Annotated in this window: 7 protein-coding genes; all 7 read right to left on the bottom strand. The window is 34.0% G+C overall.

The features are described from left to right. Positions 1-158: 158 nt before the first annotated feature. Positions 159-1,571: an acetylxylan esterase gene (locus QVZ41_RS10685; RefSeq protein ID WP_302884566.1), complete on the bottom strand. Its 1,413-nt coding sequence runs from the start codon at positions 1,569-1,571 to the stop codon at positions 159-161. 16 nt (positions 1,572-1,587) lie between these two features. Then, complete coding sequence (locus QVZ41_RS10680) at positions 1,588-4,281, bottom strand: glycoside hydrolase family 78 protein (protein ID WP_302884564.1); 2,694 nt, start codon at positions 4,279-4,281, stop codon at positions 1,588-1,590. A gap of 100 nt (positions 4,282-4,381) precedes the next feature. Continuing rightward, positions 4,382-6,244, bottom strand: a complete 1,863-nt coding sequence (locus tag QVZ41_RS10675) for an exo-alpha-sialidase (protein ID WP_302884563.1) — start codon at positions 6,242-6,244, stop codon at positions 4,382-4,384. Continuing rightward, positions 6,244-7,164: a glycoside hydrolase family 43 protein gene (locus tag QVZ41_RS10670; protein ID WP_302884562.1), complete on the bottom strand. Its 921-nt coding sequence runs from the start codon at positions 7,162-7,164 to the stop codon at positions 6,244-6,246. The genes QVZ41_RS10675 and QVZ41_RS10670 overlap by 1 nt, the downstream gene beginning before the upstream one ends. A 4-nt stretch (positions 7,165-7,168) precedes the next feature. Then, positions 7,169-8,740 carry a glycoside hydrolase family 28 protein gene (locus QVZ41_RS10665; RefSeq protein ID WP_302884561.1) on the bottom strand — a complete coding sequence of 524 codons (1,572 nt, stop codon included), beginning with the start codon at positions 8,738-8,740 and terminating at the stop codon, positions 7,169-7,171. Positions 8,741-8,749: 9 nt separating this feature from the next. Further along, positions 8,750-10,162 carry a glycoside hydrolase family 140 protein gene (locus tag QVZ41_RS10660; protein ID WP_302884559.1) on the bottom strand — a complete coding sequence of 471 codons (1,413 nt, stop codon included), beginning with the start codon at positions 10,160-10,162 and terminating at the stop codon, positions 8,750-8,752. Positions 10,163-10,177: 15 nt separating this feature from the next. After that, positions 10,178-13,330 (bottom strand): DUF6298 domain-containing protein, encoded by a 3,153-nt coding sequence (locus tag QVZ41_RS10655; protein WP_302884558.1) that lies wholly within the window; start codon positions 13,328-13,330, stop codon positions 10,178-10,180. Positions 13,331-13,355: the final 25 nt, after the last annotated feature.

The following is a 13,355-nucleotide window of genomic DNA, read 5'->3' as shown; positions in this document are numbered from 1 at the left end:
AAATTAACCGTGAATATATTCATATTAAAATCTTTCAACTCATATAAAAGTTCGGCGGTTGATTCTATATAATAAGTATTACTCACCTTTTGTATATAAAAATCTGCTTAAGAGGAACTTTTTTATTTTCTGAAACTCTAAAAAAAACATGAAGGTAATTATTTGTAATCCTTTAAATTTACCTCTCCAAATAGTTCATATAAGCTATCTATATCTTTTAATGCATTTTTAGGTAAATCTTCTCCATTTTTTCCAAATACTAATAAATTCTCTACAGGCTCTAGTTCACAAGTAGATTCGTCTATTTTTCCATTTTTATCTTCTATTTTATGAATATCTAAGTCTAAATATTTTGCCATAAACGGATACATAGCCATTCTTTTAGACTCCTTATAATTATGTCCTTCTTTTGGAAAATGTGCGTTCTTTACCAAGTCTTTTTTACCGTAAAACTCATACGTTCTTTGTACAAAAGGAAATTCTACTTCTGGTGTATTGTGTGTCCAATCACCTCCATCAGAAACAATTAACTGAGGTCTTGGTGCTGCCATAGCTGCAATTTCTACATTGTTTGTTCCGTTTCCACACAAATGAATTCCTCTACCACTTTCACATGGACATCCTCCAGAATGGTAAGATGATACCATTACCACAGGAACAGACACTTTAATTCTGTCATCCAAAGCCGTTAAAAATAGTGTTTGAGAACCACCTCCAGAACCACCTGTAACTCCCACTCTAGACATATCTGCATATTTTAATGTAGCAACATAATCTAACAATCTCATTCCATTTAAAACTTGAATGGTGGATGCAATGCTATTTCTATGCAAAGTAGAGGGAAACTGTAACTTAGATTCTCCCCAAGCAAACAAATCATAACTTACTACAATGGCTCCCATTTTTGCCAACATAGTACAACGAATCTGTTCACTATCTCTATAACGCTCTCCTCCAAAATGTCCATTTGGTGTTAAAATAACAGCTGCTTTTTTTCGTAAAGGATAAGGTTTATAAATAGATCCTGTAGCATAAACCCCTGGTAAAATTTCTAAACCAATATTCTCTACAGAATACCCTTTATATTTTCTCTTTTTGGTTAAAACAGGTTTAGAATCTGGCGTTTTTGGAGCTTTATCTATGCCAAAAGCAGAAATCATACAACTTTTTAAGGCTGATTTTCTCTTTTCCCAATCTTCTTTATTCTGATAGCTATTTGCCAAAAACTGCAATCTTTCTGCTCCTTTAATTTCTGATATTTTGTGATATTGAAATTTTTTTATTTTATAAACACCTGTTGTTTGCTCCACAGCCGATAAATTAAAAGGACTTAAGACATTGGCAAAAGATACCTCTATGTTACCTGCATCTATTTTCCACTGTGCATATTCCAACTCCTTGTCTTTTAACAAACCATCACCATCTTTAATTTCAACTTTAAAAATAGCTGCTATTCTATTTATAGTTTCTGTTAAAGGCTGTTTATAGTTATTATCTGAAGTTTGTGCTTGAACCTTAAAAAACGTAGTCCAAAGCAAAAAACAAGCTAATATGTATTTATTTTTTTTCATTTTCTCCTTCTAATATTCATTCACATACAATGTTGTACACACCAGAACCTAACTTGAATGACGGTTTCTCAACATTATCTAATTTCTCCAATCCTTCAACCTTATCTAAAGCAATATTATTGATAGAAATTTTTACAGAAGATTTTACAGGCAACACAATGGTTGCTGATGTATTTACTGGAATTTCAATATTAAATATTGTACTATTTTCTGATTTTTCCCATTCTGAAACAATGGTTCCATACACCGATTTGTAACTCGATTTCACAAAGGTCATATCTCCTACAATTTCAGGTTTTATAAAAAAGTGTTTAAATCCTGGATGCTTCATATCTGGTTGTATTCCCGCCAAACTGGTATAAAACCACTCTTCAATTTGTCCCATCATAAAGTGGTTCCATGAATTTCCTTTTCTTGGATCCCATTGTTCTGTTAAGGTAGTCAATCCAAATTTTATCTGAAAACCATACCCTGGTGTATCGTAATGATTATTCATTTTATACATCACTTCATTTTCTCCATTTCTAGCCAAAGTCTCAAATAAATAACGGTTACCAACATCACCTGTGGTTAACCTATATCCTCTGTTTTTAATATCCGCTAGCAAATTATCCATCACAGCTTGTTTGTACTTTGGATCTACTATATCCATAAAAATAGAAACAGCATTGCTAAACTGACTCCCTGTTCCGTATTGTTTGGTTTCTTTGTTAAAAAACTTGTTGTTATAGGCTTTTTTGATATTGTTTGCTAAGGCTTGATATTTAACAATATCTTCAGTTTTATTTAAATGCTTTGCTGCTTTGGCAAACAAATGTGCTGCATAGTAATAATGACTGGTTGCAGACAATGCAATTGGACTATTTTTTGAATATCCTGCTGCATGTTCTCCGTAATCGTACCAATCGCCTAAACCATAGTCTAAAATGTAATTATCTGATTTTAAGGTCAAGTAATCTACATATCTTTTCATGACCTCGTAATACTCAAGAATTAAAGAATCATCACCATAATATTCGTAATACATCCAAGGTAAAATAACTCCCGAAACACCCCATTCTGGAGAATCGGTAAAATCGCCACCAAACACTACGTATTCTGGAGCAATGGTTGGAATGAGTCCATTTTCTCGTTGTGCATCTTTAATATTTTCCATTATGCTCGGAAAAAAAGTTTTCATGTTGTAATTAAACATCAAACCTGGTCCGTTAAGATGTGCTTCTTCTAACCAACCTAATTTTTCACGATGTGGACAATCTGTTAATACTGCTTGAAAATTACTTTTAATGGCATTATTTATCAGCTCATGGGCTTTGTTAAATATTTCATTTGAACTTTCGAACGTTCCTGTTTCTCCTGCTGAATTATAGATAAAATTCGATTTTAAATCCATCAAAGTTGGTAAAGAATCTACTATAGTTTCTTTATAGTTAATATTCTCAATTTGCATGTATTGATAACCGTAATAACTAAACTTTGGCTGCCAAGTTTCTACATCATCTCCTTTTAAAGTGTATTCAAAATAATAGGGTTTTCCAGAACGTCCTTGACTTATACTTCCATCTTCTTTTAAACCTTCACCAACCCAAACACGAACTTTTTGTCCTTTTTTACCTTTTACTCTAATGGTTGGAAAACCAGACAAATTTTGCCCCATGTTAAAAACATATGTATTCGGTTGAATTTGATTAAATTCTTTAACATCAAATTGTTTCTGAATGGTTACGGGTGGAGCCGTTTGTGCTTTTAAAATTCCTTTGGGAGCTTTTTGAACTACAACAGACTTCCATGTCTTATCATTAAAACCTGCTTGATTCCAACCGTTTTGTTCTAAATTGGCATCATAATCTTCTCCTCCAAACATACTATTAAATGTGATTGGACTTTTACTATACTTCCAAGTTTTATCAGAATGAATAATGTTTTCAGAACCATCGGCATAAGTTATTTTCATTTTTAAAAATAAGGTTGGAGGACCAAAACTCACAAAAAACTTAGCATAACGTGCTGCTAACATATTGTACATTCCATTTCCTAACAAAACACCAATGGCATTGTCTCCGTTTTTTAAAAGTGATGATGGAACTTCGTACGTATTGTAATTTACAGATTGATCATAATCTGTCCACAAGGGAGCAAATTCACTATTCCCAATTTTTTCTCCGTTGATGGTTAATTCATAATGTCCCAATCCAGAAACATATACCACGGCTTCCTTAATTTCTTTTTCAACCTTAAAAGGTTTACGTAACATAATGCTTCTTCTTGACAAAGAATCGGAAGCATTGATGATAGAATCTCTTTTTGATCTTTTAAATGTTGCCGTATGAAAATGTCTTCCTTCGGGTAAATGACTATCTTCTTTTGAAATGGCTCCAATCCATGTTGGTTTTAGACTTTCTGTTGATGGAACTGTTCTAAAAAAAGCTATTTTACTCCAATCGGAAGCTTCGCCTTTTTGATTCCATACTTTTACTTTCCAAAAATATTTGGTTTCAGCATTTAGTGATTGCCCAATAGAAATCAACTGACTTTGATTTGAGGTAACTCTCTCACTATCCCAAATATCTGCTGTATTTTCTTCTAACTTTTCTAGAGAAGAAGCTACTAAAATTTGATAGGCAGATTGTGATACGTTAAGACCTGTAGCAGACAACTGCCAACTTAACCTTGGATGATTTGCAGTAACAGCCAATGGATTCTTATTCATTTCGCAGGTCAATTCTGTTACCTCAAAATTGACATTCTTGACAGATGTACAAGCTGTTAACACAGTTATGCAAATAAATATGACTTTTAATATTTTCAATTTATAACCTTTTTGTAGTTAATGATTTTATATGAAATACCGCTTCTGGAATTTTTGCCCCCGTAAAAGGTAAATCATCATAATCTTCTTTATCTGCAGGAGTATCTGGTGTTGGAAAATGACGTTGCTCTCCTGTACGAAACATGATACGCTCAACACCATCGGCTGGAGCATAAAATATTTGACGTGATTCTTTTCCTCCATTCACACTAACAGTATACGATCTTGAGGTAGTGTCTAAAACTACCTTAACAGTATATGTTTTTCCTGCTTCGTAATCTGATATTTTTCTAAAACGAGAACCTGCTTTGGTTTTTAAAACTCCATCCTCATCAAAGACCAAACGAATAGATGGTAAGCCCTGTTTGTTTTGAAACTCCACTTGTAACAAACCATGATTATTTTGCTCAGGAGTAACCGTAAACTCCGCTTCCATTTGTTGAGCAAAAGGAATGACACGTTCTACACGAGCATAATCAAAAGGATCTTGATCACGAAGTGTTAATGTTTTTTCATTCTTGATTTTTTCAATTTCTGCTGAAGCCCAAGACAAATTATAGGTATTCCAAAAATCTAATTCATGTCCATTTTTCATTTTATCAAAAACCTCATCAACATCATTTTCTACGGTGCTTTTAACAGGCACTGGAACTGAAGCTACCCAAATATCTTCTTTGTTTACGCTATAGCTTACCCATAGTTTTCCATCGTCTGGAGTTCCGTTATTTTCTGTAATTCCACGAACATATTGAGGTCCGTAAGATTTGTAATTTCCACCATAACGCATCGGTGTAATTTCTCCATGTACTAATAATAAATCGGTATAATTCAAACCATCATCACTGGTAGAAATTGCCAAAGGCCAACGATATTCCGATGGATTATAAACAGTTGCATAACGTCCATCAGTCGTTTTTTGTCCCCAAATTTTGGCATTGCTATTCACAAAACCAGGAGCTCTCAAGGGAGTATATTCCCATGTTTTCCCGTTATCTTTACTGATAGAAGTCAATGCATGTTTCCATAAACCAACCACATTACCGTTTGGTAGGTGATAATAACTAAAGGCTTTGTATTGTTTTTGTAATGGAATTAACGGATCATCTCTATCTGCTTCTTCCACCCATTGTTGCATTAATAGAGGTTGCCCTAATAATTCTTCACAAGCTTTTTTAAATCCTCTATCTTTACTTTTTTTATAAAACGGGAAATTGGTATTCTTATCATTCCACCCGTGATTATATCTGATAAAATAAATAGGCCCTAAAGATCCATCTTCTTTAATTTCACGAATTACACGACCAATTCCATTTCCATCATTTGGGCTGTCTTTTTCATCCATTGAAATTCCGTAAAAAGCCAACGTAAAAAGTCGATTGTCTGAAGACGTAAAAAAACCCATACGTTGATGCATAGTTGCAGTTAAGTTTTTAGCCACCCCTGCTACTCCTTCTTTTTGATAACCATCTGGGATACTATAAATAGGAAAAGCTACTTGAGGGAAACCCCAATGTTCTCCATCTTTAGAGCTCATTAAAAAAGTTTGACTTGGCGGAATGTGTTCCCCCGATGGATCACTTAAATAATTCAGGTAAAAAGTTCCATTCCAATATGCCATATTTGGAGCATGATTGTATGTCCAACCAAAACCATCGGCCTTTTCTGGATGTTCTCTACTCGCTCTCATTACTTGAGTGGCATGTACCCCTACTGCTGGACTTAATTGTCCGTGATGATAATCTATATTTGATAAGGTTGTTCCGCTATAATACACCGTATCTTGCTGTGCCACTAATGTAGCACTGCTTAAAATCAATAGTGATAAAGCGGTTAATTTGTTTTTAAATATGCTAAATGAAATCATTATAATTCTTTTTCTTTTGCTACTAATCCTTTGTATACTTTTTTAGATATGGTTGTAATGGTTCCATGTTTATGACCTTCTGGCAACTGGATTTGGTTACTCACATCTTTAAAATTTTTAAAATCAGATGTTTCTACTGCTTTGTAATTTTTCTTTCCGTAATTGTCATAATAAATCAACCATTTTCCATCTTTTTTTAAGACCGTTGGCCCTTCCGATAAATGTCCAGAAAAAGGCTCTATCATGTTTGTAAATGGTCCGGTTGGTGATGTTCCAAAAGCAACTTGTATATCTCGTCTTGGTCTGGTATTGTCTTTTACAATTAAAGCATAATCGTTTTTAGCTCGTTTTACAATTACACAATCAATTACACTAAAACCTGGATCTAAAAACAATTTGGTTTCCGAAAATGTTTTAAAATCTTTAGTGGTTACGTAATACATTCTGTGATTGTTATCCTCCGCTTCAATTCCTTTTTCAAATCGAAACGGAATGGTTGATGCCCAAATAATAATATATTGATCTTCCTCATCATCATAAAAAATTTCGGGTGCCCAAACGTTTACCACTGATGGTTCATGTTTCATTACAGGAATGTATTGTTGCTCACTCCAATTAATTAAATCTTTAGAATTTGCATAGCCAAAACCATTGCCACCTTTCCAATCAGTCGTCCAAACCATGTGATATATATCGTCCTTCCCTTTTACAATAGAAGGGTCTCTCATTATTTTACTAGCTCCCGCTTCAGGTTTTAGATAAGGACCTTTTAAATCTTGCCAATGATAACCATCTTCACTAGTCGCCAAATACAATCCGTCTGTAGCTGGTTCTCTAAAAGAAGTAAATAAATACATCTCTTTTTTAGCTGCGCATCCAAAAACAGTGATAAACCCTAAAAAAGCTATTATTTTTTTCATAAGCTTAATCAATCTTGATTTTTGTTTTTACTGATTTCCCTTTCTTTAAAGGTGTTTTAACATTTTTAAAAACATTGTTTTTTACATAAATCCCGTTCGATTTTTGTCCGTCTACTTCTAAAAACAAATCTGTTTTTTCCATTGGGAAATTATTCTGAATAACCATATTTAAAGCATTATTCACTTTAATTACAGCCGTATTTTTTATGGGCGTTGTGGTGCTTACATTATCTAAAACAATGTTTTTAGAATTTTGAACTTTAAAAGCACTTCCTATAGATGCATTCACTTTTACATCGTGAAACTCCACATTGGTAGCGGTATCAATAGAAAAACCTTGCTCAGCACTCATGTTGATGTCCGAAAACGTAATATTATCTACAGGCATTTCTGGAATTCCAATAACTTTTCCGGCAGTATTGATATTGGTTCCTCTAACATTGCTTATGTGAATATTTCTAAAAACAGGAGTTTTTTCAGTTACAGGACCTTCAACCGTATTTTTATCGTAAAACAAATTGATCATCACAGCCTCTTTTTTAATATTGTTCATTACAATATTAGACACACGAATGTCTTCAACCACCCCACCTCTACCACGAGCAGCTTTTAAGCGAATACCTCTATCCGTTCCATCAAACACACAATTAGAAATCACAACTTTTTTTATACCTCCAGACATTTCACTACCAATAACCACTCCTCCGTGACCACTTAACATGGTACAATTGGTAATGGTTACATTTTCTGTAGGAGTTGCCCATTTTCTACCATCGGCATCACGACCCGATTTAATGGTAATACAATCATCACCCACACTAATATGACAATTAGAGATATGCACATTTTTACAAGAAGTAGGATTGATTCCGTCTGTATTTGGAGAATATGGATTAAAAATGGTAATACCATCAATTTTAATATTCTCACAGAACGCTGGATTAATAGTCCAAAAAGGAGAATTCTGAATAGTTACTCCCTCAATTCTAATATTTTTACATTGAAATGCCTGAAACAATGGAGGCCTGTGAAACAAATAGCTTCTGGTTCTTTTATAATATGGCTCGGTAAATACATCTTTATTTGCTTCCTGAGTCATTTTTTGATATTTAGTAGGCTCTAATTTTTCTTTTGCAGATTCTATCCTCCAAATCTCTTTCCACCAAGCTTCTCCTTGACCATCTATAGTTCCACGACCTGTAATGGTTATATTTTCTACATCACGAGCATATAACAATGGTTTAAATGTTTTAATAACCGTTCCTTCCCATCGTACTTCAACAAAAGGCAAATAATCATCAAAATTTTTAGAAAACTTTATAATAGCTCCCGCATCTACATATAGTACAATATTGTTTTTTAATTCTAATGCTCCCGTTAAATAGTCCCCCGCAGGAAAATAAATAGTTCCTCCACCTTGTTCAGCAGCTTTGTCTATAGCTCCCTGAATAGCAGTAGTACATAATGATCCTTTATTGTTTCCCCCTTCGTCTAATATATTAAACCAACCATTGTTTGCATTTGCGTTTAAAGCAGTGCATAAGGTTAATAAAATAATAATTCCTATTTTTTTCATTGTAGTTTCTTATTTTGATGTTAATACCAATACCCAATCATTCCCCTCCGCTTGTTCTCCTGGTGGATTAAAAGTATGTACTCCTTTATTAGAAAATTCTTCAATAACCGTAAGCTTTCCATTTTTAGGATTGTACCAATTTGCCTTTACTTTTTCTCCTTTGATTTTTTGCATATTTATCTGCATTTCTCTACCGTTGTAGGTATAAATCAAAGCAAAATCTTCACCTCTTGTAGCTGCTAAATAATCGTATTTTTCTCCTTGATTAGCCACCAAAGAAGTATCTGGAACTCTATCAAAATAAGAATGAGACAAGATCAATTCTTTTAAATATTTCATTTGTCCTGCTCCAGGGTCATTCAAAGCATCTACCCAATACGTTTTACTTCCATAAGCTTCTGGTATTTTATGGTTGGCATGCATTTGCATGATATGATTGTTTCCATATGTAAACCCAGCTGCTCCAGCAAAAACTGACCAATACGCATAACGTCGTAAATCTTTAGCCTTCCAAACTGGTTGTAAGGTATCGTGTAATCCTTGTGGAATTCCTTCGTAAGATGGCTCCCCGTCTAAGGTTGGTTTTACAGGTTTTAAATTAAAATCTACTTGGACGAATTTATAGTTATCTTCTCCGTAATTTCTTTCTGTATCATCTTGATCGTAACGTCTGTGTCCTGATTGAAACATGTTAAAATCTAACCAAGATTCATTATGGAAATCATCTGAAGAATCTGTTCGTCCTCTTGGATGAAACGTTTCTAACAAATCGGGAAAGTTTTTATGTAGCGTTTCCCCTATGGCATTCCAAATTTCAGTGTTTTTACTCCCATAAGTATCACCTCCATTAAGCCAAATAATGTTTTTTCGTCCTTTGAATCTGTCTGATAAAAAATTAGCGTAAGCCTGAGCCTGTTCTAAATTTACCTCTCCACCTGCAATAGGAGAACCCCAAACTGGCACCATTCCCAAATACAATCCTTTTTCCTCGGCAACATCTAAAGCGTAATCTATATGATCCCAAAAATCATATTCCTCTGGCTTATTAAAATCGTTTCCTTCAGTTATCAAGGGTTTAGACAAATCTTGATTGACCAAAGCCGAATCTTTATAAACATTAGCCACTCCTAAAGAGTGAACTGTCATAATTTGAATGATATTAAACCCTTTGTCTTTCCTATCTTGAAAATACGTTTTGATTTCATCTCTATTCAATTTATTAAATGTCAACCAACCTGTATCTGCCAACCAAAAAAATGGTTTTCCTTTTTTGGTTTTAAAATAATGTCCATCTGTTTCTAATTGTGAAATGGTTGGTTGTTCTACTTCGTTTGATTTTTCTTTTTTAGCTCTAGAACAAGAAATCATTAAAGACACTAGTCCAACAGTTGCAAAAAAATTTATAATGTTGATATTTTTCATCTTGTTGATATATGATTATTTCTTTTTAATAAAAGCGATGGCTTTATTTTTTGGAGCTTTTAAGTTTGTTTTTTCACCTCCTTTAATGGTTGATTTTGATATTAATTCACCATTGCTAGAATCAATCCAATACAGATTAAATTTTCCTGATTGGTTTGATAAATCGATTGCTGATGAAGTACTGTTCACAAAATAAAAGGCATAAGCTTCTCCTTCATTCTCTAGACTCCAAACCTCATCTTTATAAGATGTATTTGGGGTTGGTTTCATTAAAACAAGTGCTTTGTTAAAACCTTCAACATTTACGTTTGGAATACTTGGTAAAGATCCGCCAGCCATCAACACCGACCATCCAAATCTAGGGGCTGCATTGGTGGAATACAATACCATTTTATCGGGATATTTTTCTCTGTATTCTCTTACTGCTCTGTATACCTGCTCCTCTGTTTCTTTACCTGTATTCATTTTACGAGCATGTTGACGTGGAGCCAAATTTTTTCCACCTTCTGGAGCATAAACAGTTCCATCTTCTCTATAATGCCAATATTTTATATCGATAACATCTACAACTCTAGACCTCTCTTTATCTTTTAAAATAGCATCTTGTACATCTTTGGTCGCTCCTAACCCAACTAAAGTTTTGTTTCCATTTTTGTTTTTCCATTTGTTTGCTTCATCTATCCAAAACTGCATAAAATGTAAAGGGCCTGTATATTCTTCACTTGTAAAGTGAATGACATTGCTATTGTCTTTAAAATTATCAAAAGACTTTTGAATGTATTGTTGATGTAATTTTTTACGATTTTCATTGCTTACATCGTAAAATTGTTCTGCCATAAAAATGCGCTTGTCTCCTGCATATGGCGGAGGTTCTGGGAAATCTGTTCCGTTTACATTATTAATAGATCGCCAAGGAGAACTAGACCAATGTGCTCCAGCTTCTATAATATTGTGTTGAAAATATTGTTGATGAATTAATATCTTTCCTTCTACTTCACTTGCATTTGCAAATCTTTTTAAACGATCCCAATACCAAGCATTGTATTTGGTTAAATCATATTTACTTAAATGATCCCATGCCAAACCTTGTCCTGTTCTAGCAAAAGGTTGCTCATAAAAAGGAGGCCAAACATCTGCATCTATTCTACGAATGCGTTCATGATCGTCCATTCTTCTGTCATACCATAATCCATAATTATGATCTAAAGCAGCAACATTGTTTTCTTTTAAATAATCTACAACTTCATTAATATTATCCGTAAATGCGGTTCCTCTTCTTCCAGGTACAAAACGTGTTACATGAGGTGTTGATTGTGCTACATCTCTATCTCTTAAGCTACCTCTCCACCACGCGACGTTATGTTTTTTTCCTATGACAAGGGAATGATTAAAAGCAATTTTTCCATCGACCACTTGAATTTTTAAATTTTTGTGTAATGATTTTTTTGCATTGCTAATTTTTAATGTTTTAGCATTTTTAAGTCCCACACAGTTTGTAGGAATTTCTTGTTTGCTTGACACCTCAGCAATCCACTCTGGCAAACTTTTTAATTTTTGATTAGCCATTGCTGTTAATTCTGCTGCTTGATCTACTGTAGGACTTGATGTTGGTTCTATTCCCACATCAAAAACATAAGGATTGAAAGGCAGCGTTTCCAATCTGTTTTTTAATTGAGCATAAAACAAACTTCTTGGCGAAATATGATTATTCACATCAGACCAATGACCATTTCCTGCCCATTGTCCCCAAACTCCAAAAGCCCAGTTTTGAGCAGTTGGTGGACTATAACATTCTATTTTTGATGCCGAAGTTTCCCAAATAACGCTATTCGCTGCTGTCCAACCAGCTCCTCTTCCATCTTGTTCTCTATTGTTATAACTTAAAGCTTGCCCGTCAATATATGCTATATCAAATAAAACACCTGTTGCCCAACTTCCTATGGCTCCGCTATTGGAATATGGTAAATGCGATTTACACTGTACAAAAGCATTAGGACCAGTGGTTCCTAATCCTCCGACAGCAAAATCGTGGTATCCATATTCTGAATAACAACGTTGAAACAATGTTTGTTGTCCTTCCGTATAGAAAGTATGTCTTCTAAAAGCAGCTATTTCAGAAACAGGTTCTGTAACAATGCAGTCTTCTACTGTGATTTGTTGCGCTGTCTTCAATAACGATATAGCTCCTCCTGCAAAATGTTTAAAGTTGATTTGTCTTACCCAAGCATTTTTTACCGACTCCATGGCAATTCCTAACCAACGGTGTTCTTCATCTTTTGGATTTGATGCATCAAAGGTAGAAGTCATCATTAAGTTTTCTACTCCAACATTTTCAATTCTACCTGGCCATATATAGGTAATCACTTTTGTGTCACCATCCCCTTTATTCAATGCCATGGTTAAAGGAGCATTTAATACTATATTATTTCCATCTATTTGATGTATTTCTCTCTCCCAATTAATTTTAAAATCACGGGGTTTCCAACCAATCCAACCTGTTTCTCCTCCAAAAAAATCTGTTCCTAAAGTTTTTATCCATTCTTTGGTAATAGGTTTTTGAATTTTAATTTCATCCCCTTTTTTTAAAGTTGAAGTACTTTTTATCGTTATTTTTTTTGCTCCCAATGGAATATATGCTGATGACAACTCTAAAGTGTCTTTATAAACTCTATCATCTACTCCCAAAACTCTAATCAAAGCTTCACGCTTTAAGCCAGTTCCTTTTAAAACAGTCCCTTTTTCTGAAGTTCCACTACCACGCAATATCACTCCTGATTTTTTGAGATACAACGTACCTTTTACATGATAAACGCCAGGTTCTAAGAGTACCGCTCCACGAATTCCGTTTTTATTGAGCTTTAAATCCCCAACGTAGTCTATAGCAGCTTGAATTATTTTGGTAGCATCTTCTTTTTGAGGAGACACTACTATTTTGTTCTCTACTGTAGGAATGACTTTTTCAGAAGCCATGTACCCCGCATAAGAAAAGTCTGGAATTTGATTTCCTAAAATATCTGGAATGCTTTTAACACTGTTCCCATCCCTTTTTATATCAGGATACGTAGTTTGTGAAAAACTAGTAAACACGGTTAAAATAATTAGCAAAAAGGATAAAATAGCTTTATCCTTTTTAAACCAATTTGTATGTTTATCAATTGTGTTATGCATGTTAAAGTGGGCTTTAACAGTTAAT

It is taken from the genome of Wenyingzhuangia gilva (genome assembly GCF_030519655.1).
Lineage (GTDB): Bacteria > Bacteroidota > Bacteroidia > Flavobacteriales > Flavobacteriaceae > Wenyingzhuangia > Wenyingzhuangia gilva.
This window is presented reverse-complemented; position numbering and strand designations above follow the sequence as displayed.